This window comes from Mycobacterium sp. NGS67, assembly GCF_059812185.1.
Window position 1 is genome coordinate 1 of sequence record NZ_JCALCF010000018.1, and the last position, 17,454, is coordinate 17,454.

Below are 17,454 nucleotides of genomic sequence, written 5' to 3' on the forward strand. Positions count from 1 at the left end.
CCACTTACTTGCGCCCCGCTTACTGGCGCACCCTATCCCCGCCGCTACTCGGACGAGCGGACGACGGCCACGCACAGGTCGGCGCATGCCGCGGCGAGTTCGTCGGGGCTCTCCACCGGGTCCTGCAGCCACGCTTCGATGATCTGATTCACACCGCCGACGATGAACTGAGCCCCCCGGCGCAATCCGGCGGGATCGGCCGGGGGCGCGTCGAGAACCTGGGGGCTCTGCTCGATGACGGAATCGGTGATCATCCCGAGGATGCTGGTGCGGTGCCGGGCCAGCCCGGCGACGGTACTCACGTCGTCGGTGGCGATGCGGTGGATGTACGGGTCGGCGGCGATGATGTCGAGAAATGCTTTCAGCGCGGACCTGAGTTTGTCCGTCAGCGTCCCGGGATCACCGACCCCGGCGTGCACCAGGGCCGCGAGCAGTTGGTCGCGAACGTCGTCGGACACCGCGAACAGCAACGCTTCGCGGTTGGGGAACTGCTCGTAGAAGTAGCGGGGGATGAGCCCGGCAGCGGTGCACACGCCGCGCACGGTCACCTCGGCGACTCCCGACTCGCCCCAGATCGTGCGACCGGCGGCGATCAACTTGCGGCGGCGCTCGGCGCGGCGGTCGTCCGCGCTGATCCCGCCGTAGTCGCGTACCACCTCCGCGCGTTTCATTGACAGCACCTTACTCGCGCTTTAGATTCGGATCACAGCCGTTATCCAAAGCGCCCGGGGTCAGGAGGACGAGATGACGTCGCGGATTCCCACTCGCCATCCCGACCGGCCCCGTCCCGTCCCCGCTGGCGTGCGGCTGATGGCGATGATGCTGGGCGTGCGCGGACCCTCGCCGCGGCAATGGCAGCGGCTCGGCGAGCGCCTGACGGTTGGCGACGCGCCGATGGATCAGCTCGTCGAGTGGATGTCGTCGACCAGCGCGACACACGCCCGGGCGTTGTTCGACCAGGCGCTTGCCGACGGTATCGACAGCATGCCGGACGCGCCACAACCGTTGCGCGACTTCTTCGTTCAGGTCGAGTCGCCGCCCGCGTGGGTCGATTGGGACGTGCTGCGCCGGGGCCAGCGGGCGCTGCGCAGGGGCGGGGCCGACGGCATGTACATCGCGCGCGACGTGTCGCTGCTCGGTGGATATCAGTTCTCCGGGTTCAACAAGACCCTGCTGCGCACCGGTGCGCTCGAGAAGGGCTCGAATAAGCGGTTCGCCGAGACGATGCAGTGGGCGATGGATGTCATCGATGATGGCGGCCTGACCCCGCGTGGCATCGGCTATCAATCGACACTTCGGGTCCGGCTGATCCATGCCTTCGTGCGCCGGCACGTCGCAGCCATGCCGGACTGGCGAGCAGACGAATGGGGCCTGCCGGTCAACCAAACGGACATGGCCGCCACCCTCGTCGGCGCCCTGATCGCCCCGGCGGCCGGCGCCATCGGCATGGGCATCGCGCAGACACCGGGCGATCTCGACGCCATCGCCCACCTGACCCGCTACGTGGGCTGGCTGATCGGCGTGGAGGACGAATGGTTGCCCCGTAGCTTCCGCGACGGGATCCGGGTGCTCTACCACACCCTGACGGCGCTCGCCATTCCCGACGAGTCCACCAGACAGCTGGCGGTCCCCATGGTCGACGACCCGCTGGCCTGGCACTATCGCACCTTGCCGCGGTTGCGCCGACGTCTGGCCTGGGCGCAGCACATTTCGGTGACGAGCGGGTTCCTGGGTCCGCGCGCCATGCGTTCCCTGGGCTTGCCGACCTACATGCCGCCGTGGTTCCCCTTGCTGCGTTTCCCGGTCAACATTGTCCGCAGCGTGGTCGACCTGACCCGTCCCGGCGGCCTCGACCGCGCAGCGCAACGCGGTACGCGGGAACAGGAAACGTTGCTGCGCACCATGATTGGCGACGACGAAACGAAGATCGGCGGCGCGGCCGCGCAGCTGACGGTGGCCTGAGCGGTTAGCCCTGCAGATACGACGGCAGTTCGGTGGCGGGGTCGAGGTCCACATCCGGTACCGGTCTGGCTGCCGTCAACCGCAACGGCACCACCCCGGCCCAGTGCGGAAGAGTCAGATCCTCCGGGTCGTCGGCCACGCCGCCCTCGCGCACCTTGGCCGAGACTTCGGTGAGGTCGAGGGCAAGCACCGCGGTGGCGGCCAGCTCACGTGCGTTCGGCGGCCGGCAGTCGGCGGCGCGCCCGGTCCGAATGTGGTCGAGCAGCGCATTCAGCGCCCGCGACTTTTCCTGTGGGTCGTCGACGAGACGCGCGGTGCCCATCGCGACCACCGAACGGTAGTTCAGTGAGTGGTGCATCGCCGAACGGGCCAGCACCAGTCCGTCGACCAAGGTGACCGTGACGCAGATGCGCAACCCCGACGGCCGCGCGGCCAGCATCGGACCGCCCCCGGACGACCCGTGCAGGTACAGCGTCTCGCCAACGCGCGCGTGTGTCGTCGGTAGCACCACCGGGCGCCCGTCGCGGACATATCCCAGGTGGCAGATCAGCGCTTCATCCAGAATGCGGTGCACCGTCTCGCGCTCGTAGCGGGCGCGTTCCCGATACCGGGTGGGGGTCGTGTGCGGGGTGAGCTGGTATTCGGTCGACATTTACTTGCCTTCTAGTTTGTACTAGTACATAATGTAAAACGTGCCAGAACAATACATCATTTCCGGAACCGGCGCGGACTCCATCGCCGCCAGCGTCGAAGAAGGCATCTCCCAAGGCGCCTTCGAGCCCGGTGAAGCGCTGCCGTCCATCCGCGACGTGGCCACTCAACTGGGCGTCAACGCCAACACTGTCGCCGCCGCGTACCGGCTGCTGCGCGATCGCGGCGCGATCGAAACCGCGGGTCGGCGTGGCACCCGGGTGCGTAGCCGGCCGGCGACCACCACCCGTTCGCTGCTGGGTATCGAGGTGCCCGACGGTGTCCGCGACCTGTCCAGCGGCAACCCCGACCCCAAGCTGTTGCCCATCACCGCCCTCGGTCTGGCTCCATCGCCGGGTGCGCCGGTGCTGTACGGGACGCCGGCGATGTCGCCGGCACTGGTCGATCACGCCCGCGCCGACCTGGCCGCCGACGGGATCGCAGCCGATCACCTCGCGGTGACCAGCGGCGCGCTGGACGGCATCGAGCGCGCGCTGACCGCGCATCTGCGTCCGGGGGACCGGGTCGCCGTCGAGGATCCGGGCTGGGCGAATCTGCTTGATCTCATTGCGGCCCTTGGGTTTTCCGCTGAGCCGGTCCAGGTCGACGACGAGGGGCCGTTGGTGTTGAGCATGGCACGGGCGCTGCGCCGCGGGGTACAGGCGGTCATCGTCACCACCCGCGCGCAGAACCCGACCGGCGCCGCACTGTCCAAGGAGCGCGCGGGCGCCCTGCGTCGTCTGCTCGCCGGCAAGACCAGCGATGTCCTCGTCGTCGAGGACGATCATTGCGCCGGCATCTCCGGTGCTGCGCTGCACCCGCTGGCCGGGGCGACGCGCCGGTGGGCCTTCGTGCGGTCGGTGTCGAAGGCGTACGGCCCTGACCTGCGGCTGGCCGTCCTCGCGGGAGATCGCCGCACTGTCGAACGGGTGCACGGGCGGCTGCGGCTGGGGCCCGGGTGGGTGAGTCATCTGCTGCAGGACCTCGCCGTGCGCATGTGGTCCGACGAGGAGGTCACCGACCTGATCGTCGCGGCCGGGGATCGGTACGCCAACAACCGCCACGCGCTGTGCGATGCCCTGGCCGAGCGTGGGGTCGCCGCACACGGGCGGTCGGGACTCAACGTCTGGGTCCCGGTGCCCGACGAGACCGTCGCGATCACCCGTCTGCTCAATGCGGGCTGGGCCGCCTCGGCAGGGACGCGGTTCCGGATCGAGGCGCCGCCCGGGATGCGGGTCACGATTGCGGAATTGTGCAGCGACGACATCGAGCCGCTGGCGGACGCCATCGCCGACGCGGTCCACGGTACCGGGAGAGCCAGCGTGTGAGTCAACGCGTGGTGAGTCCTTGGCGGATCCTCTCGGGTCGTCAGTCCACGGTGGCGCGGTAGGCCGCGACGATCGGCTCCAATTCGTCCGGCGTCGCGCCGTGCATGATGACCGCGTCAGCGCCGTAGTCGAACTCCTGGCGCACCCGGTCGACGCACTGCTGGGCCGTTCCCGTCGCCGACGGCTCGAGCCATTCGTCGGGGATCAGCGTGGCGATGTGCTCGATCTGCTCCGCGCTGGCCTTGTGGTCGATGCCGCCGGGGATGGACTGCACTACCTTGTCGTCGCGAAAGCGTTGCAGCACAGCGCGATCCCAGCCGTTGGTGTCGACCAGCAACTCGCCGTAACCCTGCAGGTAGGTGGCCAGGCGAGCGACGGTCTTCTTCAATCGCAACTCCTCGGGCAGGTGATCGCCGACGGTGGCGAAGCACGACCACACCCGCACGGTGGCCGGATCGCGGCCGGCCTGCTCGGCCGCGTCCTTGACCGTCTTGACCGCGCGCTGCAACGTCTCCGGGGTGAAATAGGTGTGCAGGATGACGTCGTCGAACTCGCGGCCGCCCAGCGCGAGGGTCTGCGGACCGAACGCCACGATCGCCAGCCGGATGTCCTCGTCGAAGTCGGGATCCAGGAACAGCACCGGGTACTTGCCGATGGGGCCGTCGTGGTTGAAGACGAGCTCACCGTGCCAGAGTTTGCGCATCACCTGCGCGAAGTCCTCCATCTGGGCGGTCGTCACCGACGGCACGCCGAATGCCTTGTACATAGCCGCGATTCCGCGCCCCAGACCGAGAGTGAAGCGGCCCCCGGAGAGGCGATGCATGGTGGTGGCCCAAGACCCCGTGATGAGCGGGTGACGTGTGTTGTGATTGGTTGCCGCCGTGGCGATCTGCATGCGACTGGTGACGGCCAGCGCCGCGCCCGTCAGCGACGACGCCTCCTTGACGTTCCAGCGTTCGGAGATGAACCCAGTGCCGAAACCCAGTTCCTCGCCGCGGCGGGCCTCGTCCATCAGCGTCGCCGGGCCCTCACCTCCGGCGCCGGCCAGCAGGTAGTAGCCCAGTTCGTCCAGCACCCGGTCGGTCATGCCCAAATCCCTTGCTTGTAGCCGCAGTTCCACACCTCGGTGATGCGGCCGTCGACAACCCGGAAGATCTCCATACTTCCGATGTCTACCTCAGTGCCGTCCTTGAGCTTCATGGGGGACTGGTAGACGACGGCGACGTGCTCACCGTCGTCACCCGCGACCACCAGGTTCAGATCGAACCGGATGGTCTCGAACATCGCCCAGTGCTCGACGATCCGGTCGACGGCCTGCTGATGGGTAAGGGTGACCGCTTCGCCCACGTCATGTCGAATCACATTGTCCCCCATCAATTCCTCGGCCAGGGCGAAGTCGCGTCGGTTCCAGACCACGAGGTTGTACAGCTCGACCACTTCGCGGGCGGTGCGGGTGGTCGCGCTCATCCGAACACCTCCAAAGCCACGGAGTTCTGTCGACAACTTATTTGACAATGCGCAACTAACCTAGTTGCGGACGGTCTAATATGCAACCGTGCCTTCTCCGACGCGTGGGCTCTCGCAACCGGAACGGGTCGAGACCTCCAACCGCAGGATGGCGCGTGCCGCTGCCGAGTTGATTGTCGAAAAAGGTTGGGAGGCAACGACTGCGGCGGAGATCGGGCTGCGCGCCGGGTACAGCCGGGCGATGGTGCACGCCAGGTACGGCAGTAAGGACGCGGTGCTCGATGCGGTGTTCATGCGGGAATACCTGGCGCAGCTGAGTCCGGATCTGGATCCGGACGCGAGCGGGTTGGCGCAGGCGCTGGCGCATTTCGACCGGATCGGGCAGCTGGCCGACTCGGATCCGCAGTTTCTGCGCGCGATGTTCGTGGCGGCATTCGAAGCGGTCAAGACGACGTCGGCGTTGCGGGCGCGCTCGGTCGGACAACTGCTGGAAGGCAGGCGCAAGGTGAAAGCCGGTTTGCGCAAGGGCATCGAGGACGGATCGGTGCGTTTCGACGTCGACGTCGATGCCGCCGTCGACGACATCAGCACCGCGGTGTTCGGCGTCGCGCATCACTGGCTGGTGCTGGACGACGGTTACGACCTGGTCCACCACCTGGAAAACGTTCGCCGGCGGATCATTCGGGACTACGGGACACGCAGGTGAGCCGCGATGGCAGCGATGGTCTCCGCGATGGCGTCGGCGCTGTCGCCCCCGAGGGGAGCGATGCTGGCAAAGCCGTGCGGAAGCGTGTCGAACTGCCGGTGGTCCACCTCGACGCCGGCTGCGCGCAGGGCCGCGGCGTACTCGTTTCCCTCGTCGCGTAGCGGATCGAATCCCGCGGTGCGCACCAATGCCGGTGCCAGACCGGACAAGTCGGCTTTGAGTGGTGACACGCGCGGATCGTCGGCCGTGAGGTCGGTGCCGTCCAGGTACAGCTCGGAGAACCAGTCCATCTCGGCCTTGGAGAGGAAGAACCCTTCGGCGAACAATGCGCGAGAGCGGGTCTGGGCGGACAGGTCGACCACCGGGTAGAGCAGCACCTGCAGGGCCGGCGGTGTCAGGTTTTCCTCGCGGCTGCGCTGGGTGACGAGTGCTGCCAGATTGGCTCCGGCGCTGTCTCCGCCGACGGCGATCCGGTGGCTGTCGGCGTCCAGTTCGGTGGCGTGCGCGAGTGCCCATTGGTAGGCCGCCAGGCAGTCCTCAACCGCGGCGGGTGCCTTGTGCTCGGGTGCCCGCCGGTAGTCCACCGACAGCACGTGGACTTTCGCGTCCCGGCAGATCTGGCGGCACAGCCCGTCGTGGGATTCGATGTCGCCCACCACGAAGCCGCCGCCGTGGAAGAAGACGAGCAGCGGCGCGTTCGCGGTCGCTCGGTAGTGTCTCGCCCGGAGTGGTCCTTCCGGGCCGGATATGGTCAAGTCCGTTGTGGGAAGCGGTATTCGGGCCTTCATCGCCACGTGGGAGTTGCGCATCAGCGCGCGGGCGGTGTCGACGTCGCCGGATGCTCCGAGACCGCCGGTGCCGGTGCGTCGCTGCACGGCCAACATCAGCTGAGCGGTGGCCTCCAGGGTGTTGCCGTCCACGGTGATCCTCGTGCCGCCGGCCAGGAGCAGCTTGAGCCGTTCGGGTATCGCCGGTACGACTTTGACGCCGAGGCGCAGCGCCGCGTTGGTGACGGCGACCGGACGGGCTTTCGGATGCCTCTTCGTCATTGCCCCGGCCTTGCCACTAGCGCTTTGCCTGCAGATTCTCAACGGGGGTGAACGACGCCGCGACTCACTCACCCACAGCGCAGTATCGCCACCGAATGGCCGGGCACCACCGTGGCATCAGAGCCGACATCCGGATCGTCCCAGGCCAGCACCACCTCGCCGGATACCGGCACGCTCACCGGCTCAGTGCCCAGGTTGCAGACGATCGCCAAGTGGTTGCGGCGCAGCAGGATCCAGCGCTGTTCCTCGTCGTACTCGGTGACGAGGTTGTCCAGCCACGCATCGGCCAGATCGGGTTCGTTGTGCCGCAGGGCGATCAGGTCCCGGTACCACTGCAGAACCCGGGCATGGTCGCCGTCAACCGTCTCCGCCCAGTCCAGCTTGGACCGGGTGAAGGTGTGCGGATCCTGCGGATCGGGGATCTCGTCGGCATCCCAGCCGTGTTCGGCGAACTCCGCCTTGCGCCCGTCCCGGGTGGCCTGCGCCAGCTCGGGTTCGGGATGGGAACTGAAGAATTGGAACGGGGTCGACGCGCCCCACTCTTCACCCATGAAAAGCATTGTCGTATACGGTGATCCGAGAACCAGGGCGGCCTTGACGGCGAGTTGGCCGGGAGTGAGGTTCTGCGACGGACGGTCGCCCAGCGCGCGGTTGCCCACCTGGTCGTGGGTGCAGGTGTAGGCCAGCAACCGCGTCGCCGGTACCCGGGCGGTGTCCAGCGGTCTCCCGTGCCGGCGCCGCCGGAACGACGAATACGTGCCGGCGTGAAAGAAACCGTGCCGCAAAGTCTGCGCCAGCGTGGCCAGCGACCCGAAATCGGAATAGTAGCCCTGCCGTTCGCCGGACACCGCGGTGTGGACGGCGTGATGGATGTCGTCGGCCCACTGCGCGGTGATGCCGTACCCGTGCTCGTCGCGGGAGGTGATCAGCCGCGGGTCGTTGAGGTCGCTCTCGGCGATCAGCGCCAGCGGGCGACCGACCTGCCTGGACAGCCAGTCGGTTTCGGTGGCCATCTCCTCCAGAATGTGGAAGGCGGTGGTGTCCACCAGCGCGTGTACGGCATCCAGTCGCAGCCCGTCGGCGTGGAAGTCCCGCATCCAGCGCAGCGCGCACCCGATGATGTAGCGGCGCACCTCGTCGGAGTCGGCGTCGGCGATGTTGATGCCCTCGCCCCACGGGTTGCTGGCCGACGACAGATACGGTCCGAAGCGAGGCAGGTAGTTACCCGACGGGCCGAGGTGATTGAACACCGCGTCGATCAACACCCCCAAACCCCTTGCGTGGCAGGCGTCGACGAACCGGACCAGGCCGTCGGGCCCGCCGTAGGGCTCGTGCACGCTGTACCACAACACACCGTCGTAGCCCCAGCCGTGCGTGCCGGCGAAGGAGTTCACCGGCATCAACTCCACGAAGTCGACGCCGAGATCGACCAGGTAGTCCAGCTTTTCGACGGCAGCGTCGAACGTGCCGTCCGGGGTGAACGTGCCCACGTGCAGCTCGTAGATCACCGCGCCCTCAACGGATCGACCGGCCCACTCGCCGTCGGTCCACGCGGCGCTGGCCGGGTCCCACAACTGGGAGCGCTCGTGCACCCCGTCGGGCTGGCGCGCCGAGCGCGGGTCGGGCAGCACGGTGGGATCGTCGCCGAGCAGGAAGCCGTACCGGACGTCACCCGCCGCCTCGACGCCGGTGTGCCACCAGCCGTCGTCCGTCCGGGTCATGTCGTGCACCGAGCCGTCGACGTCCAGGCGCACCCGCTCGGGTTTGGGCGCCCACACCCGGAATTCAGGCATCGTTGCGCTCCAACAGGACGACGGGGAGCTCGGCGAACAACTCCACGGCCGACACAGGTCCGCTCGACATGGCGCCGGTGAGAGTGTCGGTCCAGGAACCTTCGGGCAACGGCACCACCGTGTTGCCCCACCCGGAGTCTTTGAGCCGCACCGTCCAGCGCGTGACCGCGACCACCACGTCGCCACCGCGGCTGAACGCCACGATGTGATCACCCGCGTCGCCCTCGGCGAGCACGGGACGATACTCGCCGTGCAGGAAGGTGTCCGGACGGGCTCGCCGCAGCCGCAGTGCGGCGGCAACAATCCGAATCTTGGGGTGCTGCAGCTCTTTCAGCGCCGCGCGACGACTCGCGTAGTCGACTTCGCGGCGGTTGTCGGGGTCGACGAGGCTGTCGTCCCACAACTCGGTGCCTTGGTAGACGTCGGGGATTCCGGGCACCGTCAACGCCAGCAGCTTCTGGCCCAGCGCGTCGCTGGCGGCGTGCGGATTCAATTGCGCGACAAGCTTGGTGAGCTCGCCGGCGATCGGGCCGTCCAGTACCGAGTCCAGCCAACCGTGCACGGCGTCTTCGAATTCGGTGTTCGGATCGTTCCAGGTGGTGTGCCAGGCGGCTTCCCGGATCGCTTTCTCGGCATACCCGTGCAGCCGTTCGCGTAGCCTGCCGGTCACCTCGCCGGTTACCGGCCAGACGCCGAAGATGTTCTGCCACAAGAACTGTCCGGTCGCCGGATCGGGGGAGGGGCTCTGGTTCTCCCACCGCGCGACGAATTCCGACCACAACGAGGGCACCTGAGACAGCACACCGATGCGGGCGCGGACGTCTTCGCCGCGTTTGGTGTCGTGGGTGGTCAGCGTGGTCATGGCCCGCGGCCACAACCGCGCGCGGGTGGCGGCGCTCTGGTGGAACTCGGCGGCCCCGACGCCGAACCGGTGCGGCTCACCACCGACTTCGTTCAGTGACACCAGCCGGGCGTCACGGTAGAACAGGCAGTCTTCGACAGCTTTGGCGGTGACCGCGCCACACAGTTGCTGCAGTCGGGTGGCGGCCTCCCCGCCGTGCGCCAGCGCAGCGGCCAGCACCTGCAGGGCCGGTCCCAATTCTGGTCGCTCAGACTGAGTTTCGGCCAGCGCCGCCGGCAGGAGCGCGGCCAGGCCGCGGTAGTCGCAGCGGTAGACGTCGATGTGGGTCAGCAGAGCGGCGACCGCCTCGGGCAACAGCGGGTCATCCGCGCCCGCGGCTGCCACGACGCTGCGGCGCAGGCGAGCCAGTTCACTGGCCAAGGTGTCGGTCGCGGCGCGGATCTTCAGATCGGCCAGCAACCGCGGCATGTCGTCGTAACGCAGTCCGGCGGAGTCGACGAGCTCGGTCAGCGCCGGCGCCCCGGTGGGGTCGACGAACAGCCCGCCCACCTCCCGCAGCACGTCGTAGCCGGTGGTGCCGGCGACCGGCAGCGTGGGCTCCAGCGCCTCGTCGACACCGAGGATCTTCTCGATCACGATCCACGCCTCGGGACCGAGCAACTCGCGCAACCAGCCCAAATAACCTGCGGGATCGGCCAATCCGTCAGGATGGTCAATCCGCACCCCGTCAACGATCCCGTCGCTGAACCAGCGGGCCACCTCGGCGTGGCTGGCATCGAAGACCGATCGATCCTCCTGACGCAAGCCTGCCAGGGAGGTGATCGAGAAGAATCGGCGGTACCCGACCACTCCGCGCCGCCAACCGACCAGGCGGTAATGCTGCCGGTTGTGCACCTCGGGTCCGCTGCCGTCGCCGGTGCCGGGTGCGATCGGCAGCGCCAGGTCACCCAACCGAAGCTGATCCCCGTCGACGCTCAGATCGGCGGCGTCGTCGTCGGAACCCAACAGCGGCAACACGATTCGCCCCGAATCGTCCAGTGTCCAGTCGATGTCGAAGTAGGACGCATACTGCGAGTCCCGGCCATGCCGCAGCACGTCCCACCACCAGGTGTTCTGTTGGGGGTCGTCGATACCCACGTGGTTGGGGACGACGTCGACGATCAGCCCCATGCCGCGCTCACGCGCCGCGGCGGCCAACCGGGCCAGACCTTCCGGACCGCCGAGGTCGCGCGACACCGTCGTCGGGTCGGTGACGTCGTAGCCGTGCGAGGAACCGCTGGCGGCGGTCAGAATGGGGGACAGGTACAGGTGTGACACCCCGAGGTCGTTGAGGTAATCCAACAGGTTCTCGGCGTCGGCGAGGGTGAACGCGAAGCCACTGGACGCACCGCGGAGCTGCAACCGGTAGGTTGCCAGAATCGGAATGGCCATGTGTTACAACGTCTTACGTAGTACGAATACCGAGCGTCCCGGCACTGGCAGCTCTTCGCCGTCCCGGATGACCCGATTCGAGGCCCCGGTGGGCATGGTCGTGTCCAGTTCCACCACCCATTCCCGGGCGTAGTCACCGCGCGGCATGACGAAGGTAACCTCTTGGTCGTAGGCGTTGAAGCACAACAGGAATGAGTCGTCGACCACCCGTTCACCACGTCGATTGGGTTCGGCCAGTGCCTGGCCGTCCAGGAACACCGCGATCGACTTGCCGAAGACGTTGTCCCAGTCCTGCACTGTCATCTCCTGGCCCGCGGGAGTCAGCCAGGCGATGTCATGGATTCCGGTACCGCTGCGGATCGGCTGTCCCTTCAAGAAGCGGCGGCGCCGAAATACCGGGTGTCTCTTGCGCAATGCGGTCACCTTGCGCGCGAACTCCAGCTGGTCGGCATTCTTGTCCACGAACGACCAGTCCATCCAGGACACCTCGGAGTCCTGGCAGTACACGTTGTTGTTGCCCGACTGAGTGCGCCCGAACTCGTCGCCGTGGGAAATCATCGGAGTGCCCTGGCTGACCATCAGCGTGGTCCAGAAGTTGCGCATCTGCCGGCACCGCAGCGCGGTGATCTCCGGGTCGTCGGTGGGACCCTCCACACCGCAGTTCCAGGACCGGTTGTGGCTTTCGCCGTCGCGGTTGTCCTCGCCGTTGGCCACGTTGTGTTTTTCGTTGTAGGACACCAGATCATGCATGGTGAACCCGTCATGGGCGGTGACGAAGTTGATGCTGGCGCTGGGGCGGCGACCCGTCGCCTCGTAGAGGTCAGACGAACCGGTCAGCCGGGATGCGAACTCGCCCAGGGTCGCGGGTTCCCCCCGCCAGTAGTCGCGCACAGTGTCGCGATACTTCCCGTTCCATTCGGTCCACAAACCTGGGAAATTTCCCACCTGGTAACCGCCTTCGCCGACGTCCCACGGCTCGGCGATCAACTTCACCTGGCTCACCACGGGATCCTGCTGGACGAGGTCGAAAAACGCCGACAGCCGGTCGACGTCGTAGAACTCACGCGCCAAAGTGGCCGCCAGGTCGAAGCGAAATCCATCCACATGCATCTCTAGTACCCAGTACCGCAGCGAATCCATGATCAATTGCAAAGTGTGCGGATGCCGGACATTCAGACTGTTCCCGGTGCCGGTGAAGTCCTTGTAGTGGCGCAGGTCGCCGTCGACCAGGCGGTAGTAGGCCGCGTTGTCGATGCCCCGGAAGTTGATGGTGGGGCCGAGGTGATTGCCTTCGGCGGTGTGGTTGTAGACCACGTCGAGGATGACCTCGATGCCCGCCTCGTGAAAGGCGCGCACCATCGACTTGAATTCGGCGACCGCGCCGCCGGGCTTGCGACTTGCCGCGTACTGGTAGTGCGGGGCGAGAAACCCGAATGTGTTGTAACCCCAATAGTTTCGCAGTCCCAGGTCGACCAGTCGGTGGTCGTGCAGGAACTGGTGGACCGGCATCAATTCGATGGCGGTGACGTTGAGCGACTTCAGATGATCGATGATCACCGGGTGAGCCAGCCCGGCGTAGGTGCCGCGCAGCTCGTGCGGGATACCCGGATGGGTCTGGGTCATGCCCTTGACGTGCGCCTCGTAGATGATCGTCTCGTGATACGGCGTACACGGCGCGCGATCTGAGGCCCAGTCGAAGAACGGATTGATCACCACGCTGGTCATGGTGTGACCCAGCGAGTCGACCATCGGTGGGATGCCGGTCTCCGACGGGTCCTCGGCCGCGACCGCCAGATCGTAGGAATACAGGGCCTGATCGAACGTGAAGTCCCCGACGAACCCTTTGCCGTACGGGTCGAGCAACAGCTTGCTGGGGTCGCAGCGGTGACCGGCAGCCGGATCGAACGGACCGTGCACCCGGAATCCGTAGCGCTGCCCGGGTGTGACGTTCGGCAGGTAGCAGTGCCAGATGTAGCTGTCGACTTCGTCCAGGTCGATTCGGAATTCGCTGCCGTCCCGCCCGATCAGGCACAACTCGACGCTGTCGGCGACTTCGGAAAACAGCGAAAAGTTGGTGCCCGCACCGTCATACGACGCGCCCAGCGGGAACGGCGTCCCAGGCCACACCATCGCCAGAGAGGGCGACTCGTCCGCGCCGTCGAATGCTGTGTCGGTCCCTCGGTCGGTCCCAGCCATCACTCGACCTTAACGGTGCCGGGCATGGATCGGAGGGTTGACGACGGGCCCGTCACCACCAGCCGGTGACCGCGGCGATCTGCCGTCCCAGTTCGGGAGCCAGGGTCCGCATGTAGGTCGGGGTCAAGTGATGAGCGTCACGGTAGATCAGCACGTTCCCCTCGACCGCGCGGCAACTGTCGGGCTGGCAGATGGCGTCGGACAAGTCGAGCGGCTTGAGCAACGGGAACTGTCCGACGAAGTCGAGGGTGGTGTTGTGCTCGGAGAGCAGGTCTGAGCGATTGAGTTCGCAGGAATGCGACTTGGTGGCCTTGGCCAGGCAGTCGGCGGGGTTGAACGGCTGACCGTCCTTGACCAACCACGGGGTGTCCCGAACGCCCAGGATCGGAATGTTGTTGTCCGACAACGTTTGCCAGATGCCGATGTAGGTAGCGGGCATCACGTCGCCGGGCTTGATGTTCCAGGGCCGGGTAGTGGTGGTGAAAACGTAGTCCGGGCGGTCGGCGACCAGTTTCGCCATCGTCGTCTCCACCCACTGGCGGCACTGGGGATAGGGCGCGTTGTTACCCATGATCAGCGGGACCTGTTCGGTGGACAGCGCGCACCCCATCTTGAGGTAGGTCACCACTCGGAAATGGTGCAGCCGGCCCAGCAGGTCCAGGGCGGTCAGCCAGTGTTCGGCGTGCGACCCGCCGGCCAGCGCGATGGTGCGCGGCGCGTCGGTGTCGCCGTACGTGCAGTTCACCATCGTCGGGTTGACGAAGTCGCTGATACAGCCGTCGCGGGTGGAAGCGGGCAGGTCTTCCTTGACTTCCAGCACGGTGGGCCGCATGCGCAGCGTGGGCACCCGCACGTGTTCGGTGAGGGCGCGGGCGCCGGGGTAGTCGAGCGCGCTGAGCCCGCTGAGTTCCTTGCCGCCGGCCCGCTCGACGACGAGATGCTCACGCCAGGTGAAGGACGTCGCGGCAAGGCTGACGCCCAACAGCACCACCAGCGATCCCAACGCGAGCGTGGGTCGGCGCAGCCGCAGTTGCCAGGTGACCGCTCGGGCGGGTTGCGCGGTTGCCCGGTAGCGCAGGGGATCCTCGACGTGCCCTGTGGTCAGGTACGCCAACACCCCGGAGACCAGCAGGACGGCCAGGCCCTCGACGAAATTGACGTGCGGGTCTCCGGTGTAGGAAAGCCAGAAGATCAGCAGCGGCCAGTGCCACAGGTACAGCGAGTAGGCCATCGCGCCGAGGGTGATCAGCGGCCCGGCCGCCAGCAACCGGTTGGGTAGCGGCATCCGGCCACGCGTGCGGGGGTCGGCGGCCATATTGGCGCCGGCCAGGATCATCAGCATGGTGGCACCGACGGGCACCAGCGCCCACGGCCCGGGAAACTCCTTGACGCCGTCGATCAGGGCGCCGCAGGACAGGATCGCCGCCAGCCCGACGGTCGCGGCGGTCGTACGAAGCCACATCGGCCAACGCAGATAGGGCACCAGCGCGCCGACCAATGCACCCAGCAGCAACTCCCAGGCCCGCGCAAAACTGTTGTAATACGCCGTCGCCTGGTTGTCCTGGTGCGCGATGATCGCGTAGACGAACGACGCCACCGTCAACGCACTGAACAGCACCACGAACAGGGTCCGCAGGTGGCGACCCAGCGCTCGCCTGAACAGATAGGCGCAGCCCGCGACCAGAACGAGGAACGCGACGTAGAACTGGCCCTGCACCGACATGGACCAGATGTGCTGCAGCGGGCTGACCGCCTCGCCGGCACGCAGATAGTCCGAGGCGGAGTTGGCCAGCTCCCAGTTCTGGTAGTAGCCCAGGCTGGCCAGACTCTGATCGGCGAAGGTCTCCCAGCGGGTCTCTGGTTGCACCAGGATCGTCAGCAGTGCGCATCCCGCCAGCACCACCACCAGGGCCGGCAGCAGACGACGGACCAGCCGGACGAATTCGGTCACGGGGGACAACTTGCCGCCGAGCCCGGCGCGCAGAATCTTGCCGCCGAAGAAGAACCCGGACAGGGCCAGAAAGACGTCCACCCCGCCGGACACCCGGCCGAACCACACGTGGAAAACAGCGACGAGCGCAATCGCGACGCCGCGCAGTCCGTCCAGGTCGTGCCGGTAGAAACCCGCAGACCGGGTGCCCATTTCGGCCGGCGCCGAGTCGGTGGCCGGGCGTGGGGGAGGAGGGGTCACGGTCTGCATGGTCCCCGCCAACTTACCGAAAACGCCTCACGCCCCGGCGCCATCGGCGCGCCGTGGCGAGAGGCGTCGGAAGGTTACCGGCCCGGGGTAACCGCGGGCGCCGGCTGTGCCGGCATCAACTGCAGGGGCGCGGTGGGCACTGCCTGCAGCGGCGCCTGCTGGGCCGGGACCTGCTGCAGCGGCGACTGCTGTGCGGGAGCCAGTTGGGTTGGTGCCTGCTGCGCGGGAGCCAGTTGGGTCGGCGCTTGCTGTGCCGGAGCCAATTGGGCCGGCGCTTGCTGCAAGGGAGCCTGCTGGTTGGGAACCGTCTGCAACGGCTGCTGTGACGGCAGCGTCTGCAAAGGAGCCTGCTGCAAAGGTGCCTGCTGCAAAGGAGCCTGCTGGGCAGGTGCTTGAGGCGCGGGCACCTGCTGCTGAGGCAACTGCTGAGCCGGTGCCTGCGGCGCGGGGGCCGCCGGCGCCGTCTGCGCACCCAGAATCCGGACCAGGTAGGGGGCCATCCCGCTGGCACGCACCGGGGAGACCTGCACGACGTCGCCGACCTCGATCATCTGGCCGTTGCCCAGGTACATCGCAACGGCCTGGGTGCCCTCGGGGCCGTAGAAGACCAGGTCGCCCTTGCGTGCTTGCGCCGGCAGCACCCGTTGTCCCACCTTGTACATCTGCCCGGACGAGCGCGGCAGTTTGAGCCCGGCGCCGGCGTAGGCGTACTGGATGAGACCCGATGCGTCGAAGCCGACGGTGTTGATGCCGCTCCCGGTGCCCCGGGTCGGGCCGGTGACACCGCCGCCGGCCCACGAGAACGGCACGCCGCGCTGTGACAGGGCGCGGGCGACGACGACGTCGGTGGCTTGCTGATAATCCATCGGCTTGCTGGCCGGGTCGGCCGCCGCGATGCCGGTGGCGGTTATCGGCGCCACGGCCATGACCAGCCCGATCGCGAAGGCGTAGACGCGCTTCATGGGGATTCCTCACCTTCTGGGGCCCAGGGGCCCCGCTGTGCCTCGGCGCGGTGACTGCGCGCCTCGGCTGCCGTTCCACACGCACGCGATGGCCGCCACGTCGGGGCCTCGCGCCGCTGGATGACAGGTAGGTGAAGTAGCCGGTCAACCCGACCTATTCACACCAGTCACTGCAGCCACTTTGGCAACAGAGATAGGCGCGCGCCAGATCCGCCAAACATTTTTTGTCGTACCGTGACCGGACGGTGACGGGAGCGGCCAATCCTGTGATGGCAGTTGTGATTTCGCGCTACGAAGCGTGTCCGCGGCGTGATCTGCCTCAGCGCCAGAAGGTGGAGCTGAAATCGGTCAGCGCGCGGCCGAGGACCGAGGCCAGACTCAGGACAGCGACGGAGACTACCGGCCAGAAGGACATGAACCAGCCCTTGACCAACGACACGAACGGACCCAGCAACGCCGCCGTCGCAGCCGCGCCGATGCCGCCCCACACCAGCGGGTAGATGTAGTAGTTGACCCCGAACGGCACCGGTGCGCAATCTTCGCCCTGACAGACGTTCTCGGTGAAGGCGAACAACCGCGTGGGCCAACTGGTCATGGTGAGTGCGACGATCAGCAACGCCAGCAGCACCAGCATGGTGACCACGTCCCAGGGAACCAGTCGCAGCCTGATGATCCGAGGTCCGCTCTCGTCGTGCACCTGCGTCACGTCGTCGCCCTCTTCGGTGGCGGGCGACTCTTCCGGTGCGGCCATGCCCTGCATGCTTCCCGATCGCTGCACGTTGCGCGAACCGACCGTGAATTTGAGTGT

The 17,454-nt window shown here is 67.1% G+C and carries 13 protein-coding genes and 1 pseudogene; 3 read left to right on the forward strand and 11 right to left on the reverse strand.

What is annotated here, in order from left to right; translation table 11 throughout:
- Nucleotides 1–44 precede the first annotated feature (44 nt).
- Nucleotides 45–671 carry a TetR/AcrR family transcriptional regulator gene (locus tag AC5Y4D_RS17290; protein WP_499989885.1) on the reverse strand — a complete coding sequence of 209 codons (627 nt, stop codon included), beginning with the start codon at nucleotides 669–671 and terminating at the stop codon, nucleotides 45–47.
- Between the two features lie 73 nt (nucleotides 672–744).
- Here AC5Y4D_RS17290 and AC5Y4D_RS17295 point away from each other — a divergent pair, with 73 nt between their 5' ends.
- Entirely contained in the window at nucleotides 745–1,962 is a 1,218-nt protein-coding gene (locus tag AC5Y4D_RS17295) for an oxygenase MpaB family protein (protein ID WP_499989886.1), read from the forward strand.
- Nucleotides 1,963–1,966: 4 nt separating this feature from the next.
- Here the strand turns inward: AC5Y4D_RS17295 and AC5Y4D_RS17300 are convergent, their stop codons facing one another.
- Nucleotides 1,967–2,614 carry a pyridoxamine 5'-phosphate oxidase family protein gene (locus AC5Y4D_RS17300; protein ID WP_499989887.1) on the reverse strand — a complete coding sequence of 216 codons (648 nt, stop codon included), beginning with the start codon at nucleotides 2,612–2,614 and terminating at the stop codon, nucleotides 1,967–1,969.
- A gap of 40 nt (nucleotides 2,615–2,654) precedes the next feature.
- On the opposite strand from AC5Y4D_RS17300, the gene AC5Y4D_RS17305 reads away from it, so the two are divergent.
- On the forward strand, nucleotides 2,655–3,980 hold the full coding sequence (locus AC5Y4D_RS17305; protein ID WP_499989888.1) for an aminotransferase class I/II-fold pyridoxal phosphate-dependent enzyme: 1,326 nt from the start codon (nucleotides 2,655–2,657) through the stop codon (nucleotides 3,978–3,980).
- Nucleotides 3,981–4,020: 40 nt separating this feature from the next.
- Here AC5Y4D_RS17305 and AC5Y4D_RS17310 read toward each other — a convergent pair whose 3' ends face one another.
- Nucleotides 4,021–5,067 carry a TIGR03857 family LLM class F420-dependent oxidoreductase gene (locus tag AC5Y4D_RS17310; protein ID WP_499989889.1) on the reverse strand — a complete coding sequence of 349 codons (1,047 nt, stop codon included), beginning with the start codon at nucleotides 5,065–5,067 and terminating at the stop codon, nucleotides 4,021–4,023.
- Nucleotides 5,064–5,447 carry a nuclear transport factor 2 family protein gene (locus AC5Y4D_RS17315; RefSeq protein WP_499989890.1) on the reverse strand — a complete coding sequence of 128 codons (384 nt, stop codon included), beginning with the start codon at nucleotides 5,445–5,447 and terminating at the stop codon, nucleotides 5,064–5,066. Before AC5Y4D_RS17315 ends, AC5Y4D_RS17310 begins: the two co-directional genes overlap by 4 nt.
- An 88-nt stretch (nucleotides 5,448–5,535) precedes the next feature.
- Between AC5Y4D_RS17315 and AC5Y4D_RS17320 the strand changes: the two genes are divergently transcribed.
- Nucleotides 5,536–6,153, forward strand: a complete 618-nt coding sequence (locus AC5Y4D_RS17320; RefSeq protein ID WP_499989891.1) for a TetR/AcrR family transcriptional regulator — start codon at nucleotides 5,536–5,538, stop codon at nucleotides 6,151–6,153.
- On the opposite strand, the gene AC5Y4D_RS17325 is transcribed toward AC5Y4D_RS17320, so the two are convergent.
- The 7 genes and pseudogenes from AC5Y4D_RS17325 to AC5Y4D_RS17355 form a co-directional block, all read right to left on the reverse strand.
- Nucleotides 6,135–7,202, reverse strand: coding sequence for an alpha/beta hydrolase (locus AC5Y4D_RS17325; protein ID WP_499989892.1), 1,068 nt, complete (start codon nucleotides 7,200–7,202; stop codon nucleotides 6,135–6,137). The genes AC5Y4D_RS17320 and AC5Y4D_RS17325 overlap by 19 nt on opposite strands.
- A gap of 68 nt (nucleotides 7,203–7,270) precedes the next feature.
- Complete coding sequence (gene treZ / locus AC5Y4D_RS17330; RefSeq protein WP_499989893.1) at nucleotides 7,271–8,995, reverse strand: malto-oligosyltrehalose trehalohydrolase; 1,725 nt, start codon at nucleotides 8,993–8,995, stop codon at nucleotides 7,271–7,273.
- Nucleotides 8,988–11,288 carry a malto-oligosyltrehalose synthase gene (treY, locus tag AC5Y4D_RS17335; protein WP_500037715.1) on the reverse strand — a complete coding sequence of 767 codons (2,301 nt, stop codon included), beginning with the start codon at nucleotides 11,286–11,288 and terminating at the stop codon, nucleotides 8,988–8,990. The genes treZ and treY overlap by 8 nt, the downstream gene beginning before the upstream one ends.
- A 3-nt stretch (nucleotides 11,289–11,291) precedes the next feature.
- On the reverse strand, nucleotides 11,292–13,484 hold the full coding sequence (gene glgX / locus AC5Y4D_RS17340) for a glycogen debranching protein GlgX (protein WP_499989895.1): 2,193 nt from the start codon (nucleotides 13,482–13,484) through the stop codon (nucleotides 11,292–11,294).
- Between the two features lie 52 nt (nucleotides 13,485–13,536).
- On the reverse strand, nucleotides 13,537–15,684 hold the full coding sequence (gene sucT / locus AC5Y4D_RS17345) for an acetyltransferase SucT (RefSeq protein WP_499989896.1): 2,148 nt from the start codon (nucleotides 15,682–15,684) through the stop codon (nucleotides 13,537–13,539).
- A gap of 314 nt (nucleotides 15,685–15,998) precedes the next feature.
- Nucleotides 15,999–16,646: pseudogene (gene ripD, locus AC5Y4D_RS17350) on the reverse strand (NlpC/P60 family peptidoglycan-binding protein RipD); the annotation flags it as partial.
- A gap of 319 nt (nucleotides 16,647–16,965) precedes the next feature.
- A complete protein-coding gene (locus AC5Y4D_RS17355; protein WP_499989897.1) occupies nucleotides 16,966–17,397 on the reverse strand; it encodes a hypothetical protein in 432 nt (143 codons plus the stop codon).
- Nucleotides 17,398–17,454 lie beyond the last annotated feature (57 nt).

Excerpts from the sequence above, each read along its gene's own strand:
- AC5Y4D_RS17290 (WP_499989885.1), bottom strand. The coding sequence starts at position 671 with ATGAAACGCGCGGAGGTGGTACGCGACTACGGCGGGATCAGCGCGGAC.
- AC5Y4D_RS17295 (WP_499989886.1), top strand. The coding sequence starts at position 745 with ATGACGTCGCGGATTCCCACTCGCCATCCCGACCGGCCCCGTCCCGTC.
- AC5Y4D_RS17300 (WP_499989887.1), bottom strand. The coding sequence starts at position 2,614 with ATGTCGACCGAATACCAGCTCACCCCGCACACGACCCCCACCCGGTAT.
- AC5Y4D_RS17310 (WP_499989889.1), bottom strand. The coding sequence starts at position 5,067 with ATGACCGACCGGGTGCTGGACGAACTGGGCTACTACCTGCTGGCCGGC.
- AC5Y4D_RS17315 (WP_499989890.1), bottom strand. The coding sequence starts at position 5,447 with ATGAGCGCGACCACCCGCACCGCCCGCGAAGTGGTCGAGCTGTACAAC.
- AC5Y4D_RS17325 (WP_499989892.1), bottom strand. The coding sequence starts at position 7,202 with ATGACGAAGAGGCATCCGAAAGCCCGTCCGGTCGCCGTCACCAACGCG.
- treZ (WP_499989893.1), bottom strand. The coding sequence starts at position 8,995 with ATGCCTGAATTCCGGGTGTGGGCGCCCAAACCCGAGCGGGTGCGCCTG.
- treY (WP_500037715.1), bottom strand. The coding sequence starts at position 11,288 with ATGGCCATTCCGATTCTGGCAACCTACCGGTTGCAGCTCCGCGGTGCG.
- glgX (WP_499989895.1), bottom strand. The coding sequence starts at position 13,484 with ATGGCTGGGACCGACCGAGGGACCGACACAGCATTCGACGGCGCGGAC.
- sucT (WP_499989896.1), bottom strand. The coding sequence starts at position 15,684 with ATGCAGACCGTGACCCCTCCTCCCCCACGCCCGGCCACCGACTCGGCG.
- AC5Y4D_RS17355 (WP_499989897.1), bottom strand. The coding sequence starts at position 17,397 with ATGGCCGCACCGGAAGAGTCGCCCGCCACCGAAGAGGGCGACGACGTG.